Below are 16,797 nucleotides of genomic sequence, written 5' to 3'. Positions count from 1 at the left end.
GATGGGCATGACGCCTGTCAGTCCGCCGACTGGCAGGTGTAGAGATCGTAGATGCGGAATGCCGGCACGGTGCTGGCGGGCAGAGCGGTGTCCGGAGTGAAGATGATGCGGCGGCTCTCGCCGGCCGAGAGATCGAAGGCGTTGTCGGAGTAGCGGCCGTGGGTTGCGCTTTCGAGCATGACGAAGAGGGCAAGGCCATGGGCTGTGACGGCGATTTCGAAGCCACCGTCTGCGGTCGGGGTAACGGCCGTTTCAAGCCGTGACGGTTCGAGATCGAGCGCCTTGTAGGTGCCGTTGAGAAAATGCCCCTCCCCGCTCATGCCGTTCGAAGCGATGAAGCTCCAGGCGAGCAGACCGTCGGCCGGGATCTCGCTCGCATCCAGCGTGACGAGCAGGTCGGCGGCATCCGGTCCGCAATCGCCCTGCACGCTTTTGAGCGGGATGCGCCCCCCCGACAGCGTCAGCACGAAGAGATTGGCGTCGATCGTGACGGTATCGAGCGTATCGTTGACCATCGACAGCGCGATCGTCGCGCCGTCTTCGGACGGGATGGCGGCGACCGCGACCGGCTGGAAGAAGCGGCGCACCATGTAATGCATGGCCTTCCAGCTGCCGCCGTAATCGAGGCTGGACCAGGAGGCGACCGGCCAGGTGTCGTTGAGCTGCCAGTAAACAGTGCCCATGCAATGAGGCTTCAGCGAGCGCCAGTATTCGACGGCGGTCTTGATGGCGAGGCCCTGCTGGATCTGGCTCAGATAGACGAAATTGGCGAAATCCTTCGGAAAACGGAAATAGCGGAACATGGTGCCCGCGATGCGCTCATTGCCGCCGACATTCTTCTGATGCAGCTCGATGACAGGCGAAGCGATGTTCATGTCGGCCTTGTCGGCGAAGCTCTCGATGACCGGCAGCGAGGTATAGGACTGGAAGCCGAACTCCGAGCAGAAGCGCGGTTTGACAGTTCGGTAATTATCGAAGCTCTTGTTCTCGTGCCAGACCGACCAGTAATGCATATCGCCAGAGCCATCGGCATGCCAGGCATCGCCGTAGTCGAGATAGCCGGAAGCAGGGCTCGACGGCCACCAGATGCCCTGCGGATAAGTCTTCTTGACGCCCTGCTCGATCACACGGTTGAGCCGGTCATAGGCGACAAGATAGCGGTCGCGGTTGTCACGGGATTCCGGAAACCAGGTGAGCGCGCCGACGAGCTCATTGTCGCCGCACCAGATGACGATCGAGGCGTGGCTGGAGAGCCGCTTGACCTGGTATTCGACCTCGTGGGCGACGTTGTCGAGGAAGTCCTCGGTGCAGGGATAGAGGTTGCAGGAGAACATGAAATCCTGCCAGACCATCAGGCCGAGTCGGTCGCAGAGGTCGTAGAACCAGTCGGCCTCATAGAAGCCGCCGCCCCAGACGCGGATCATGTTCATATGCGCGGCGACCGCCGAATTCAGGAGATCGGTGGTCTTGTCCTCGGACGAGCGCGAGAACAGCGCATCCGCCGGGATCCAGTTGGCGCCGCGGCAGAAGATCTCGCGGCCGTTGACCTTGAGCGCGAAGCGGCTGCCGGCGGCGTCCGGATCAGTGATCAGTTCGACGGTGCGCAACCCGATCTGGCGGGTAACGGTCTCGGTCGGCAGGTCGACGGTGAGCGCATAAAGCGCCTGCTCGCCGGAGCCCGATGGCCACCAGAGGCGCGGGCCTTCGATCTCGAAGACATGCACGACCTTGGTCTCGCCGGCAGCAATGCCGACATCGAGGCGAATACGGTCGGTGTCGAGAGCGAAGTGGATCGGCACCACGGCCGGCTCGACGGAATGGATGGTAGCGGTAACCTTGAGCTCGACGCGACCATCGGCGTGGTGGACCTGCTCGGTCTCGACATGCTCGATGCGGGCAGGATCGAGCTTCTTCAGCGACAGGGTGCCATAGAGCCCGAGCGGCGCAATTGCGATGTTCCAGTCCCAGCCGAAATGGCATTGCGGCTTGCGCAGCATGTTGCCGTTCGGGATCGGGCAATTGCCGGTCGAATAGGGAATGTAGAAGGGCTGGCGGGCCTGGCGCTCGGCGCCTGCCGTGATGCTGGAATGAAAGACGATGCGGATGGTGTTCTCACCCGGCTGCAAAGCGTTGCTCACATCGGGGCGATAGCGGCGGAAGCAGTTGTCGGCTGATAGCACCGGGATATCGTTGACGAAGACGACGGCGACCGTGTCGAGATAGTCGATGTCGAGATACCAGCTGCCGGAGATATCGTGCATGACGACGCGGCGATCCATGACCCAGTCGCGCTCGGCGACCCACTGCACGGCTTCCTCGTTTCGGCCGAAATAGGGATCCGGGATCAGGCCCGCCGCATGCAGAGCCGAATGCACGTCACCCGGCAGCGTGATCGCCGCCTCGTGTGCGCCATCGGCGCAAGCGAGATGCCATTCTCCGTGAAGATCGATGACGCCGCCGTTTGCACTCTCAGTCATGATGCTTGTCCTGCAGAAGAAAAAGGCGCCCCGGTCACAGCCCGGGGCGCAGGGGAAACTGTTCAGATGCGCTCTTCGGTCTGGGCATCGAAGAGCGAGGCGACTTCCATGTCGAAGCCCAGCCGCACCTTGGCACCCGGCGCATAGCGGCGTGTGCCGCCGATGCGGACCGACATCGTGTGGCCAGCATGTTTCAGCCACAGCAGGTTGTCGGCGCCCATCGGCTCCTCGATGTCGACGACGGCCTCGTGCAATTCGCTGATGCCACTCTCTTCATCAACCTTGATATGCTCCGGCCGCACGCCGAGGACGACCTTGCGACCGCCGGTCAGAGGCTCCTGCGCGCGATATCCCTTCATCGAGAAGAGCACGTCGTGGGTGCGGAAGAAGATCTCGCCGCCCTCGTTGACGAGATCGCCGTGTAGGAAATTCATCGACGGCGAGCCGATGAAGCCGGCAACGAAAAGGTTTCGCGGCTGGTTGTAGATCGTGTTCGGATCGGCAAGCTGCTGGATAACGCCGCTTTTCATGATCGCGATGCGGTCGGCGAGCGTCAGGGCCTCGATCTGGTCATGGGTGACGTAAATCATCGTATTCTTGAGGCTGTGATGCAGACGCTTGATCTCGACGCGCAGCTCCGAGCGCAGCTTTGCATCGAGGTTGGAGAGTGGTTCGTCGAAGAGGAAGACATCGACGTCGCGCACAAGCGCACGACCGATTGCCACGCGCTGACGCTGGCCACCTGAGAGTGCCGAGGGCTTGCGGTCGAGCAGCGGGCCGATCTGCAGGATGTCGGCGGCACGTTGCACGCGTTTTTCGATTTCGTCCTTCGGCATCTTGGCGACCTGCAGGCCGAAGGAGAGGTTTTTCTTCACCGACATCTGCGGATAGAGCGCATAGGACTGGAACACCATGCCGATGCCACGGTCCTTGGGCTCTTCCCAGGTGACGTTCTTACCCTTGATGAATATCTGCCCGTCGGTCGGTTCGAGCAGACCGGCGATGCAGTTGAGCAGCGTGGACTTGCCGCAGCCGGATGAGCCGAGGAGAACGATGAACTCACCGTCGACGATGTCGAGATTGAGGTTTTCCAGCACCTTGACGGCACCGAAGCTCAACGAGAGGTCCTTGATCGATACACTATGCGACATGAACTTAACCCTTGACTGCGCCGGCGGCGATGCCCCGGACGAAGAGGCGTCCGGAAATGAAGTAGACGATGAGCGGCACGGCGCCGGTGAGCAGTGTTGCGGCCATGTTGACGTTGTATTCCTTCACGCCCTGGACCGAGTTGACGATGTTGTTCAGCTGCACGGTCATCGGGTAGTATTCCGGCCGCGTGAACACCACGCCGAACAGGAAGTCGTTCCAAATGCCGGTGATCTGCAGGATCATCGCAACGACGAAGATCGGCAGCGACATCGGCAGCATGATGCGGAGATAGATCTGCCAGAACCCTGCCCCGTCGATGCGCGCCGCCTTGAACAGCTCTTCCGGCAGCGAGGTGAAATAGTTGCGGAACAGCAGCGTCAGGATCGGCATGCCGAAGATGGTGTGCACGATCACGAGGCCGGTCAGCGTGCCGTAGATGCCGAGTTCGCGCAGCACGATGACGATCGGATAGATCATCACCTGATAGGGAATGAAGGCCCCGATGATCAGGATCGTGAAGAACAGTTCAGCACCCTTGAAGCGCCAGTTGGCGAGCGCATAGCCGTTGACCGAGGCAATCAGGATCGAGATCAGCGTCGACGGCACCGTGATGCGCACCGAATTCCAGAAGCCGCGGGACAGGCCATCGCAATTAAGGCCGGTGCAGGCGGTCGCCCAAGCCTTGACCCAGGGCTCGAAGGTGATCTCGACCGGCGGCGAGAAGATGTTGCCGAGACGGATCTCCGGCATACCCTTAAGCGAGGTGACGATCATCACGTAGAGCGGGATCAGATAGTAGATCGCAAAGAAGATCAGCGATCCGTAGAGCATGATGTTGCGCGGTGAGAAGGTGCGCTTCGGCTTTGCGCCGCGGGGCCCGGCTCCGAGACGATCGGAGACGGCATCGAAACCGGCGGCGGTGGTGTTCAGAGAACCGGGATTAGCCACGCTTCTTTCCTCCGAATTCGAGATAGGCCCAGGGGATGATGACGATGGCAACCGTCAGCAGCATCATGGTGGAGGCGGCGAAGCCCTGTCCGAGGTTCTGCGCCTGGAACATGTAGTCGTAGACGTACTTTGCCGGAACTTCGGAGGCGATGCCGGGGCCGCCGCTGGTCTGGGCGACAACGAGGTCATAGAGGCGGACAATGCCTGATGTGATAATCACGAGCGTGGTGATGAAGACCGGGCGCATCATCGGGATGATGATGAAGAGATAGGTCTTCCATATCGGAATGCCGTCGACGCGTGAAGCCTTCCAGATGTCCTCGTCGATGCCGCGCAAGCCCGCGAGCAACAGGCACATGACGAGCCCCGTGCCCTGCCAAAGACCGGCAATCAGAATGCCATAGATGACGATGTCGGCATCATAGAGGGGATTGAAGGTGAACGTCTCCCAACCGAGCGAACGCACGATCGACTGCACCCCGAAATCCGGGTTCAGAATCCACTGCCAGACGAGTCCGGTGACGATGAAGGACAGCGCGAACGGGTAGAGGAAGATGGTGCGGAACGCATTCTCGAAGCGGATCTTCTGGTCCATCAGAGCTGCCAGCACGAAGCCGATCACGATCGAGAAGACCAGCGACAGGATTCCGTAGATCGCGAGATTCTGGATCGACATGACCCAGCGCGGCGCATCCCACAGGCGCTCGTACTGGTCGAAGCCGACGAAGTTCGCGCGCGGCAGGAGCTTCGAATTGGTGAAGGAATAGACGACCGTCCAGATCGTGCCGCCAAGGAAGATGACCATTGCGGTCAGCACCATGGGAATGGAAGCAATCTTGGCGTTCAGATTGCGAAACAGCTTCTTGGGTCGACCGGCATGCGACGGGCTTGCCATGGGTCAGTCCTCCTCGTCCTGGACACGGGTGGCCAGCCAAGACCGTCACGCTGAAACGCACACGCTTCCCGCACACGGCCGGCAGACGGGCGCTCATGCCCTACCCGGTCGATAATGGCCAATGTCCGGCCAGGGGACACCCCTGGCCGGACAGGTCACCCGCGATTACTCGGCGGAAGCAATGATGTCGGCGAAGCGCTTCTGCGCATCTTCGACAGTCATGGACGGATTGGCGAAGAACTCGGAGAAGAGGTCTTCCTTCTGCTTCTGGCTGTCAGCCGAAAGCAGCTGGTCGGTACCCTGAATGACATTGCCCTTGGCGAGAATATCGAGGCCCTTCTTCATGCAGTCGTTGGCAGCCGCCAGATCGACGTCACCGCGAACGGGCAGCGAGCCCTTCTTCAGGTTGAAGGCGACCTGCGTTGCAGGGGCAACCAGAGTAGACGCGAGAACGTCCTGTGCTGCCGACTTTTCCGCGTCATCGATGACGGGGAAGTAGAAGGCGTCACCACCGGTCGAGATGATCTCGTTCACACCGAGGCCCGGAAGGCAGGTGTAATCCTTGCCGGCAACCTGATTGGCGAGAGCGAATTCACCCTGTGCCCAGTCACCCATGATCTGACCGCCGGCCTTGCCGGTGATCACAAGATTGGTGGCCTGGTTCCAGTCCTGCACATTGGTGCCCTTGGACATCCGGCGAGCATCGTCGGCTGCCTTGAAGACCTTGGCGATTTCAGGACCGGCCGCGACGGCCTCATCCTTGTCCTTGAACACCTTCTCGAAGGTCTCCTTGCCGGCAATGGCGACCATCAGCACGTCAAACGCACCGGCAGACTGCCACGGCTGACCACCAACGGCGAGCGGAATGATGCCCTTGGCTTCAAGCGCGGGTGCTGCTGCGACGAACTCGTCCCAGTTCTTCGGCACCGCAACGCCAGCCTGCTCGAAGGCGGCGTTGGACAGCCACAGCCACTGCCAGGAGTGGATGTTGACCGGGGCGCAATAGATCTTGCCGTCGATCGTGCAGCTCTCGAGCAGGCTTGCCGGCTTGATGATATCCTTCCAGCCTTCCTTTTCGGCGACGGCCGTCAGGTCTTTCATCAGACCGGCTTCGGCCAGTTCCTCGGCCTGGCGGCCGTGGTTGAACTGGGTGGCACCCATCGGGTCGCCACCCGTGATGCGGCTGATCATGATCGGGCGGGCTGTACCGCCGGAGCCGGCGATGGCGCCGTCGACCCATTTGTTGCCGGTGGCATCGAAGGCCTTGGCGAGTTCGGCGACGGCCGCGGCCTCACCGCCGGAAGTCCACCAATGAGTCACTTCCAGATCGGTTGCATGAGCCGCTGCAAACGGCATGACGACGGTGGCGGCCAAAGCTGCCGCAAAGCTACGAAAATTCATGAGTCTCCTCCCTCACTGAAACGTTGCCGGAAAAACTTATGCCAAAGATTTTGGAGACGCAACCAGCCGGATCGCAAAAAATGCTTGAGAGGCCGTCTTCATCGTTTGCGTGCACCGCAAATCGACCATTCAAATCGCTTTGGCTCATAGACAAACCCTGGAGCAGGCGGGAGATTGCGCCACTTTAAATCGTTTGAATCCCACATCTTGGGTCGCTTTCCGTGGCGCATCAAACCTTCACGGCAATTTTGTTGACTGCCAAGGCTCGCTTCGCACTGCACAATCGCAAAAGTTGCAACCTTTCGCGACGCAGCACAAAAAATCGCTCGACAAATCGACTGTATCGTTTCAGATTTTCTCTTCACCGCACCAGGGGGAGGTGCCGGTCTCCAGGTTTGCAGGCGAGGAAAAGCCAATTATAAGCGTGGCTTGTGCGAGTGGCGGGGACGACATGACAGATCAGCAGGGGGGCGGCCTCATAGACCGCCCAGTGGCGACGAAGGAGCGGCCGACGCTCAAGACGATCGCCTTCATGACGGGCCTCGGCATCACCACCGTATCGCGGGCCCTGAAGGACGCTCCAGACATCGGCGCCGAGACCAAGGAGCGGGTCCGCATGGTGGCGCGCCAGCTGGGCTACCAGCCGAACCGCGCCGGTGTACGCCTGAGAACCGGCAAGACCAACGTCATTGCCCTGGTGCTCGGCATCGACGAGGAAATCCTGGGCTTTTCCAACCAGATGGTCGTGGGGATCTCGGAGGTGCTGTCCGGCACGCCCTATCATATCGTGGTGACCCCGCATGCGCATACCAAGGACCCGATGCTGCCCGTCCGATACATTCTGGAAACGGGTTCGGCCGATGGCGTGATCATTTCGCGCACTGAGCCGGACGACGACCGGGTGCGTCTTCTGACAGACCAGAACATGCCCTTCGTCACCCATGGCCGCACCAATATGGGGATCGTGCACCCCTATCACGACTTCGACAACGAAGCCTTCGCCTTCGGCGCGGTGGAGCGTCTGGTCCGTCGCGGTCGCAAACGCATTGCACTGCTCCCTCCGCCGAGCAAGCTCACCTACTACCAGCACACATTCGACGGCTTCATGCGCGGCCTGAAGGCCTTCGGCGCGGAAGAAGTGCCGCTGCACATCAACATCGATGCGCCGCTGGCCCAGATCCGCACCAGCGTCCAGCAACTGATGTCGGGCCCCGACGCCCCCGACGGCCTGATCTCCTCCTCAGGCAGCAGCGCGATCGCGGCCAATGCCGGGATCGAGGCGGCCGGCAAGCGTGTCGGCCACGAACTCGACCTCGTCGCCAAGCAGGGGACACCGATCCTGCACTGGATCCGACCCGAGATCATCTCGGTCTATGAAGACGTCCGCCAGTCCGGTCGCGAACTGGCCAAGGCGGTGATCGCCCGCATCGACGGTGTCGATCCGGAACTGCTGCAGAGCATCAGCGAACCGCGCTGGGAGTAGCCCCCCGACCCCGCCGAGAGCTCTGTCGCACCGCCAATCATGCGAAGGAAGGGCTCTCGCCCTCGTTCCACACCACGACGGAATTGCGTCCGCGCACCTTCGCCGTGTGAAGAGCGGCATCCGCGCGCTTCAGCAACTCGTCCGCCGTCACCTGCATCGCACCATGGGCGACACCGACGCTGACGGTGACGGGCACGAGTTCGCCGCCGAGGAAAAACATCTGCTGTTCGACGCTGTCATGAATGATGTGTCCGAGCTTCTCGGCCTCCTCGACCTTGCAGAAGGGCACATAGGCGGCGAATTCCGCACCGGCCAGGCGCCCGAGGAGGGCTTGTTCGGGCAATTCGCGCAGGATGAGTTCGGCGCAGGTCTTCAGCACATCGTCACCGCCGGAATGCCCGTAGCGATCGTTGATCCGCTTCACGTGGTCCACGTCGATATAGATGAAAGCACCCTCCCCGCGTACCTTCATCGACAGGGTCTGCAGAAGGTTGAGGAAGGTGAAGCGGTTTGAAAGCCCGGTGAGAGCATCCGTGGCCGCCGCCCACTTCATTTCGACGACCAGTCGATCGCGCAGAAGCAGCAGGAAGGACAGCGGCGTAACAATCGCCTGCAGGAACACGGCGAGAAGTGCTGGCCCTGCCCAGGCAGGCAAGGAGCCGGGAGGACTGCCGGGGTGCATGGGTGCGATGAAAACGGCAAGTCCGCTGGCGACGAGAACGACTGCCTGCGCCGAGAACCATAGGCGCGCAACGCCACGGTTGGCAAGCCGCTCCTCCCGCTCCGAAATCGCATGCTCGCCTGCGATCAGGGCCGAGTAGAGGGCCGCGAGCAGGCAGAGAAGCAGAATGCGGGCGTTGATGTCCTGCTCGAAGACCGGAGCGGAGGCCGTCAGCAGGAAGAAGAGACCGGGACCGGCCACAGCAAGCCGCAAATCGAATTTCCGGCGATCGAAAACCCTGAGCCCTTGCCAGGCGAAGGCCGCGGCCAGGAGCATGTAACTCTGGGCGAAGGATGCAGCGATCAGGTGGCTGTCGCTGACCTGCGCCAGGAAGGTACCGAGCGCGCCCGCAGCCGCGCCGATTGCCCAGAGCACAAACTCGGTCCGCGCGGGCTCCTCGCGCCAGTGGCGCAAGAAGACCACGGCAAAAATGCAAAGAATGGCAAAGCTGCCCAGGAAGATCGTCTGAGTATCAATAGAAAACATCGGAAAAGCCTGCATTTCGAACGGCTTTGTTAACCGCTACGATACGCTAGGCCTGACCCGTTAACTCTATCATAAGACAGTAATTAGGATTTTAGCTATCCACCTGCAGCGGCGATTTCCCGGTCACTTGTTCACAGGGATATGACCAGCCCGTCCCGGCCAACGACCAGCGGGCCGTCCCAGACGGGCATCACGGCCGCGCGCCAATGCACTTCTCCGAAAGCTGGATCATCAGCCGGAATGAGGTGGTTGAGCACAAGCATACCGACGCCGGCCCGGTGGGCGATCGCAGCCGCGTCCGCAGCGAAACTGTGGGAGGCCACAAGATGTTCCCGCAGGCGCGCACCGTTCCCGGTGCGACGGATGATGCTCTCCAGCCCCTCCGGCAACATTGCCTCATGCACAAGGATATCGGCACCTCGAGCGAAATCGGCGAGCGGCGGAAAAGGGGCAGTGTCTGCCGAGAAAACAAGCGTCCGCCCTGCACCAGTCACCTTAAGGGCAAAGCACTCGACAACCGGCGGATGATCAACCCGCAGCGCCTCCACCGTCAGATCCGGCAGATCGAGCACAATACCAGGACCATATTCGACCACCGTTATCATTTCCGCCAAATCAGGCCGCCCTTCGTCCGCGATCCGCGTCTCGATGTCGTAGGCCAGAGAGGCGAGAAAACCGGCCCAGACCGCACGGATACCGACCGGACCAAAGACGGTGACCGGATGCTCGAGCCCGGTGGTCCACGCCGTATGGAGAAGCGGTCCGAGTTCCAGCACATGATCCGAATGCAGATGGGTGATGAAGACGAGATCGAGATCCTTGAGCGACATGCCGGTCTCGACCAGACCACGCGAAACCCCGAGCCCGCAGTCGATAACGATCCGGCGTGCCGCCAGGTTCAGCAACATGGAGGTCGGGTTCGGCCCACCCGGGCGGATCGCAGGACCACCCTTGGTGCCAAGAAGGATGAGCGCATCTGTCATGCTGTTGCTCCGCCAAAAAAAGGCCCGACATCGCGGGATATCGGGCCTCGGTCGTTCCAGTGTCAGCGTCTGTCCACAATCAGAACTGGCCGGCCCAGGGGCCGTGATGCATGTCCTTGCCGTCGAGGCGGTCAAAGCCATGCGCGCCGAAGAAGTCGCGCTGCGCCTGGATGAGGTTGGCCGTGCCACGTCCGCGGCGATAGGTGTCGAAGTAGGAGAGCGCCGAGGCGATGGCCGGAACCGGAAGGCCGGAGAGCGCGGCATGGGCAACGACCCGGCGAAGCGCCCCGTCGGTCTCCTTGACCATCTCTGCAAAGGCCGGCGTGACCACGAGGTTGGCCACGTTCGGATCCTTGGTGAAGGCCGAGGTGATCTCGTCAAGGAACTGCGAGCGGATGATGCAGCCGGCGCGCCAGATGCGGGCGATCGTCGGCATGGGCAGCGACCAGTTGAATTCGGCAGACGCGGCCGACATCACCGCAAATCCTTGCGCGTATGCCGCGATCTTGGCGGCGAGCAGTGCATTTTCAAGGTCGGCGATGAAGGCGGCCTTGTCCTTGGGCGTCTCTGCGAGGGTTGGCAGGCCAAAGAGCTTCTCGGCAGCGATACGCTCTTCGCGCAGCGACGACAGAACACGGCCGGCAACGGCAGCCTCGATGCCACCAGCGGCAATGCCAAGGTTCTGCGCTTCGATGGCAGACCACTTGCCGGTCCCCTTCTGGCCTGCGGCATCGACGATCACATCGACCATCGGCTTGCCGGTTTCCGGATCAGTCGCCTTCAGCACCTTTTCAGTGATCTCGATCAGGTAGGAATTCAGACGCCCCTTATTCCACTGACCGAAGATCTCGCCGATTTCGGCGGCCGACATCTTCAGACCGTCGCGCAGGATGCCGTAGATTTCGGCGATCATCTGCATGTCGGCATATTCGATGCCATTGTGGATCGTCTTGACGAAGTGGCCGGCGCCATCGGTGCCGAGCCAGGCGACGCAGGGCTCGTCGTTGAACTTGGCGGCGATCGAAGTCAGCACCGGTTCGACGCGCTTCCAGCTCTCTTCGGTGCCACCGACCATGATCGAGGGACCGTGGCGGGCACCCTCTTCGCCGCCCGAAACACCCATGCCGATGAAGGTGAAATCGGTGCCGGCAAGCTTTTCGAAGCGGGCGACCGTATCGCGGAAGTTCGCGTTGCCGGCATCGATCATGATATCGTTCTTCGACAGATACGGCATCAGGGCCGCGATCTGCTGGTCGACGGCCTCGCCGGCCTTGATCATGATGATGATCGGGCGCGGCGGGCGGATCGCGGCAACGAATTCTTCGATCGTGTGGCAACCGATGATCCGGTCGGCGAGTTCGCCGGCTTCACCGAGGAATTCATCGGTACGCGCAGGCGTCCGGTTGAAGACCGCGATGCGATTGCCCATTTCGGCAATGTTGAGCGCCAGATTGGAGCCCATCACTCCAAGACCGATCAGTCCGATTTCCGCTTGCTGCACGATGAAGCCTCCGCATGCAAATTTATGGATGCGGCTTTCTCGCATCCGCAAAGGCATGCGGCAAGAGTCAAATTTGACCGTTCGGTAAACGCTTCATCAAGTGTCGGGCTTGTCATCGCCGTCAGAGATCACCCGCCAGGCAGCGCCGTCGAGGTCCTCGTACTGGCCGCTCTTCAGCGACCAGAGGAAAGCAAACAGACCGAGACCGCCGAGCAAGAGCGCGATGGGGATCAGGAAAATCAGCATGTTCATGCAGCGAACCTCGCACCCTCTGACCTATCTGTCGATAGGGACGCGGCAGCGCCACCGGCAAGCCCCGTCTCATCCAGCGAAAGCCGGTTGAGCCTGAGCGCATTGGCAACGACGATGATCGACGACGTCGACATCGCCACCGCCGCGATCAGCGGGGTTGCATAGCCGAGGAGCGCGATCGGCACGGCGATAACATTGTAGCCGATGGCCAGTGCAAAGTTTTCGCGGATCAGCCGGTCCGCACGGCGCGAGGCCTCGATAGCAAAGGGCACGGCTTCCAGCCCGTCGCGCATGAAGACGAAGTCGGCCGCCTGGCGCCCGACATCGGCGGCGGTGGCCGGTGCCATCGAGACATAGGCGGCCGAAAGTGCCGGCGCATCGTTGATGCCGTCGCCGACCATCAGCACGCGGCGGCCACGGGCAGCGGCATCGGCGCAGGCTTCGGCCTTTTCGCGCGGGGTGAGACCCGCCCGCCAGTTGTCGATGGCGAGATCGGCTGCAAGCTTGGCCACGACCGGGGCGCGGTCGCCCGAGAGAATGCCGAGGTCAAGCCCCGACTGCCTGAGGGCATCGATCGATGAACGAGCCCGTGGCCTCAGCATATCCTCGAACAGGAAGCTCCCGCGTTCGACGCCATCCAGCGACAGGACGACCTCGGAATAGGGCTTCTCATCCGTCGTGACGGCCTCGGTGACACAGGCAAAACGGCGGTTGCCGAGGCGCCAGACGCCCTCCTCCGTTTCCGCTTCGACACCGGCGCCCGGCACTTCCCGCACGGTCGCAAACCCCCGCGGCTGGCCGCCATAGGCAGCCCAGAGTGCCCGCGACAACGGATGGCGGGAATGGGCGGCGAGACCTGCGGCGACGGCGAAGGCGACAGGCTCGAGCCGCGCGGGATCGACAAGGCGCGGACGGCCCAGCGTCAGCGTGCCGGTCTTGTCGAAGGCGACGGCCTCGATCTCGGCCAACCGCTCCATGGCAGAGCCGTCCTTGACCATCACGCCCGCCTTGAACAGGCGACCGGCGGCGACAACCTGGACCACCGGCACCGCGAGGCCCAGCGCACAGGGGCAGGTGATGATAAGGACCGCAATCGCGACCATCATCGCATGCTTCCAGTCGCCGTCGTAAAGCCCCCAGGCCACGAAGGAGGTGATCGCAAGGAGGTGGACGGCAGGCGAATAATATTGCGCGGCGCGGTCGGCGATGCGGCGGTACCGCGCCCTGCCCCCTTCGGCCGCCTCCATCAGGTGGATGATTTCGGAGAGGAAAGAGTTCTGGGCGGTCGCCGTCGCGCGGACGGTGAGCGAGCCGGTCAGGCTGAGCGTGCCTGCCTGAATTTCCGAGCCCGGACGGACAGAGACCGGCGCGCTTTCGCCATTGACGATCGACATGTCGAGATCGCTTTCACCGAAGACGACGACACCATCGACGGGAATGCGGTCGCCTGCGGAAATGGCGACCTGATCGCCGACACGGATCTCATCCACGGCGCGATATTCGCGCGAGCCGTCCTCGGCGAGCACCATGGCACCGCGCGGATTGAGGCGGGCAAGGCCGCTGATGGCGGAGCGTGCCCGATCGCGCATGATGTGATCCAGCGTACGGCCGATCAGAAGGAAGAAGAGCAGCGAGGCGGTGGCATCAAAATAGGCATGTTCGCCGTGATGGATGGTTTCCCAGAGAGAGGCGAAATAGGAGAGCGTGATGCCGATCGCGATCGGAACATCCATGTTGGTGCGCCCGTGCTTCAGCGCGTTCCAGGCCGATTCGTAGAAGAAGCGTCCGGCATAGATGAGGGCCGGTGCGGCGATCATCGCCGAGATCCAGTGGAAGAGATCGCGTGTCGAGGCGTCCGCGCCGGACCAGACGGAGACAGAGAGCAGCATGATGTTGGTGGCTGCAAAGCCGGAGACCGCGACTGCGCGGATCAGCTGGTTGCGCAGCGCGTCGGAGGCCTCTTCGGCTGCCGTGAACAGATGGGCGGTGTAACCGGTCGAGGCAATGGCCCGGGCCAGATTGACCGGGTCTGTCTCGACACCATCCACGGTCTCCTTCCAAACGACCGAAACGCGCTTCGTAGACAGGTTGACGCGCGCAAGCTCCACTTCCGGCAACGCTTTCAACGCACCTTCGACCGTGGTGATGCAAGTACCGCAATGGACCGCAGGCACGCTCATGTCGACCTGCCAGAGGCCCGGCCCGACCGCCCGGCTGGAGAGCTTCAGCTCTTCCGCAGACGGCAGGGAGACCCCTGCCCGCTCCAGATCCAGTGCACCTTCGGTGCCCGCTGCACAGCAACTCATCGTCATTCTCCCGAAACGGTGATCCGCTTCGCTTCGTGCATGATCATCTTGCCGCCCTTGATCGCCTGCATCTCGACGATCCAGCTGCCGGGTAGAACCACAGTTTCCGCAAGATAGAGACCGTCGCCGGCGGGCGTCAGCTGCAGTTCGAAATCCTGGGCGATACCGACGGGCCGCTTGAAATGGGCAGTCACCGCATCGGCAACGACGGCTGTATTGCCCGGAAGCGTCAGCCGATAGCGCATGCCCTTGGCATCAACAGAGAGATCACCGGTGATGCCGGTCGCCAGCATCTCCCGGATGGCTGCGGTCTTGCCGTTAAACTGTTGGCTGGCGACATAGGTGTTCTTTACCACGAGACCGCTCCAGCTCGACGTCGCAAGATAGGCCATGGTGAAATTGACCGTGATGATCGTGCCGAAAAAGGCCAGCATGATCGCCAGCATGTGCCAGCCGGTGAAGGTGAAGGATTTACTCGCTTCAGTGGTCATCTTTTTTCTCCCGGTCCCATAAAGACTGCGTCATAGACATCGCGCTCGTCACTGCCCTGATCCTGGGCGACGAATTGGAATTCCTGGTTGTCGTCCTCGACCTTGTCACCGGAGAGTGTGACGAAGACCTTGAGCGTGGTCGCCTCATCCGGTTCGACCGAGACAGTGAAGGCACGGGCGGGCGGCTGGTTGATACCGTTGATCTTCATCGTTGCATCCGGCAGGCCTTCGAGCGACACTTCGATCTCGCGCGAGGCAGCTATCATGTTGAGGATGCGGACCGTGTAGCCGTTGCGGATCGAGCCATCGGATTCGAGCACGAATTGCGGATTGCGGTCATGCAATACGTTGACCTCGAGACGGTCGCGACCGAGCAGAGCGACGAGCATACCGATGCCGACGGCGGTCCAGACGCCCATGTAGAGCAGCGTGCGGGCGCGGAAGATGACGCGCCAGTCGAAGTGGCGGATCTTGTCGGAGAAGCTGCCGTCCTCGTTTCGCACCTTCTTCGGGTCAATGCTGCAGCTACCGCCACCGGTGGCGAGCGCCATGTTCGACTGGTATTCGTCGAGCGTCGCATAAGCGATCAGACCGCGCGGCTTGCCGATCTTGTCCATCACGCCGTCACAGGCGTCGATGCAGAGCGCGCAGGTGATGCATTCCAGTTGCTGGCCATCGCGGATGTCGATGCCCATGGGACAGACGGCGACGCAGGCATTGCAGTCGACACAATCGCCAACCGATTCGCCAGCGGCGACCGCCTTCTTGGCGTGGCGCGTGCGGGGCTCGCCGCGCCAGTCGTTATAGGTGACGACGAGCGAGTTCTCATCCAGCATAGCAGCCTGGATACGCGGCCAGGGGCACATATAGATGCAGACCTGTTCGCGCATCAGGCCGCCGAAGACGTAAGTCGTGGCGGTCAGGATGGCGACGGTCATATAGGCGACCGGCGCGGCATTGCCGGTGAGGAAATCCATGGCGAGCGAAGGCGCGTCGGCGAAGTAGAAAATCCAGGCGCCACCCGTCAGAATGCCGATCAGGATCCAGGTCGCGTGTTTGCTGACCCGCTTCCAGACCTTGTCGAAGCCCCAGGGCGCCTGCTCAAGCTTGATTCGGGCGTTGCGGTCGCCCTCGATGAAACGTTCGACGACCAGGAAGAGATCGACCCAGACCGTCTGCGGACAGGTATAGCCGCACCAGGCGCGCCCGACGGCGGACGTGACGAGAAAGAGACCGAAACCGGCCATGACGAGCAGGCCCGCGACGAAGAAGAACTCCTGCGGCCAGATCTCGATGAAGAAGAAATAGAAGCGACGATGCGCCAGATCGATCAGCACCGCCTGGTCGGGCGCGAACTCACCTCGATCCCAGCGCAGCCAGGGCGTCAGGTAATAGATGCCGAGCGTGACCGCCATGATGATCCACTTGAAGCGGCGGAAGGCCCCCTCCGCACGCTTCGGGAAGATCTTCTTTCGCGCCTCATAGAGCGGGCCGCGGCTCTTGGCCGACATCACCGCCTCGGCTTCCAATCTCTCGACCTCAGGCGCGTCGGCTGCACGGGGGTGATCGGCATGCATGGTCATGGCATTTCAACCTTCTTCTGATGCTTGCCTTGTCCCATCTCGAAGCCCAGCCCGCCTTGACTTAAGTCAAGCAGCGGCGAAGCGTCGCAATACATAGGATTTTCCATACCTTAAGGAA

At 61.8% G+C, this 16,797-nt stretch carries 13 protein-coding genes; 1 reads left to right on the top strand and 12 read right to left on the bottom strand.

What is annotated here, in order from left to right; translation table 11 throughout:
• Nucleotides 1-17 precede the first annotated feature (17 nt).
• From J2045_RS12860 to J2045_RS12840, 5 genes are all read right to left on the bottom strand, one after another.
• On the bottom strand, nt 18-2,477 hold the full coding sequence (locus J2045_RS12860; RefSeq protein WP_307373243.1) for a beta-mannosidase: 2,460 nt from the start codon (nt 2,475-2,477) through the stop codon (nt 18-20).
• A gap of 62 nt (nt 2,478-2,539) precedes the next feature.
• The gene (locus J2045_RS12855; protein ID WP_307373241.1) at nt 2,540-3,628 is read right to left on the bottom strand and encodes an ABC transporter ATP-binding protein; all 1,089 of its coding nucleotides are present in this window, start codon (nt 3,626-3,628) and stop codon (nt 2,540-2,542) included.
• 4 nt (nt 3,629-3,632) lie between these two features.
• Entirely contained in the window at nt 3,633-4,577 is a 945-nt protein-coding gene (locus tag J2045_RS12850; RefSeq protein ID WP_102020167.1) for a carbohydrate ABC transporter permease, read from the bottom strand.
• Complete coding sequence (locus J2045_RS12845; RefSeq protein ID WP_307373238.1) at nt 4,570-5,472, bottom strand: carbohydrate ABC transporter permease; 903 nt, start codon at nt 5,470-5,472, stop codon at nt 4,570-4,572. The genes J2045_RS12850 and J2045_RS12845 overlap by 8 nt, the downstream gene beginning before the upstream one ends.
• Before the next feature lie 165 nt (nt 5,473-5,637).
• Nucleotides 5,638-6,873, bottom strand: a complete 1,236-nt coding sequence (locus tag J2045_RS12840) for an ABC transporter substrate-binding protein (RefSeq protein ID WP_166599771.1) — start codon at nt 6,871-6,873, stop codon at nt 5,638-5,640.
• A 451-nt stretch (nt 6,874-7,324) separates the two neighbouring features.
• On the opposite strand from J2045_RS12840, the gene J2045_RS12835 reads away from it, so the two are divergent.
• Complete coding sequence (locus tag J2045_RS12835; RefSeq protein ID WP_166599770.1) at nt 7,325-8,356, top strand: LacI family transcriptional regulator; 1,032 nt, start codon at nt 7,325-7,327, stop codon at nt 8,354-8,356.
• Nucleotides 8,357-8,393: 37 nt separating this feature from the next.
• On the opposite strand, the gene J2045_RS12830 is transcribed toward J2045_RS12835, so the two are convergent.
• The 7 genes from J2045_RS12830 to ccoG all read right to left on the bottom strand — a co-directional run bounded on the left by J2045_RS12830 (nt 8,394) and on the right by ccoG (nt 16,679).
• Nucleotides 8,394-9,563 carry a GGDEF domain-containing protein gene (locus tag J2045_RS12830; protein WP_307373233.1) on the bottom strand — a complete coding sequence of 390 codons (1,170 nt, stop codon included), beginning with the start codon at nt 9,561-9,563 and terminating at the stop codon, nt 8,394-8,396.
• 131 nt (nt 9,564-9,694) lie between these two features.
• Complete coding sequence (locus tag J2045_RS12825) at nt 9,695-10,546, bottom strand: MBL fold metallo-hydrolase (protein WP_307373231.1); 852 nt, start codon at nt 10,544-10,546, stop codon at nt 9,695-9,697.
• Between the two features lie 79 nt (nt 10,547-10,625).
• Nucleotides 10,626-12,047 (bottom strand): NADP-dependent phosphogluconate dehydrogenase, encoded by a 1,422-nt coding sequence (gnd, locus tag J2045_RS12820; RefSeq protein ID WP_307373228.1) that lies wholly within the window; start codon nt 12,045-12,047, stop codon nt 10,626-10,628.
• 96 nt (nt 12,048-12,143) lie between these two features.
• Nucleotides 12,144-12,299, bottom strand: a complete 156-nt coding sequence (gene ccoS, locus J2045_RS12815; RefSeq protein ID WP_307373225.1) for a cbb3-type cytochrome oxidase assembly protein CcoS — start codon at nt 12,297-12,299, stop codon at nt 12,144-12,146.
• Nucleotides 12,296-14,605 carry a cation-translocating P-type ATPase gene (locus J2045_RS12810; protein ID WP_307373223.1) on the bottom strand — a complete coding sequence of 770 codons (2,310 nt, stop codon included), beginning with the start codon at nt 14,603-14,605 and terminating at the stop codon, nt 12,296-12,298. Before J2045_RS12810 ends, ccoS begins: the two co-directional genes overlap by 4 nt.
• A 2-nt stretch (nt 14,606-14,607) precedes the next feature.
• The gene (locus J2045_RS12805) at nt 14,608-15,096 is read right to left on the bottom strand and encodes a FixH family protein (RefSeq protein ID WP_307373221.1); all 489 of its coding nucleotides are present in this window, start codon (nt 15,094-15,096) and stop codon (nt 14,608-14,610) included.
• On the bottom strand, nt 15,093-16,679 hold the full coding sequence (gene ccoG, locus J2045_RS12800; protein WP_307373220.1) for a cytochrome c oxidase accessory protein CcoG: 1,587 nt from the start codon (nt 16,677-16,679) through the stop codon (nt 15,093-15,095). Before ccoG ends, J2045_RS12805 begins: the two co-directional genes overlap by 4 nt.
• Nucleotides 16,680-16,797 lie beyond the last annotated feature (118 nt).

The sequence above is a fragment of the Peteryoungia aggregata LMG 23059 genome, from assembly GCF_030814435.1.
Lineage (GTDB): Bacteria > Pseudomonadota > Alphaproteobacteria > Rhizobiales > Rhizobiaceae > Allorhizobium > Allorhizobium aggregatum.
This window is presented reverse-complemented; position numbering and strand designations above follow the sequence as displayed.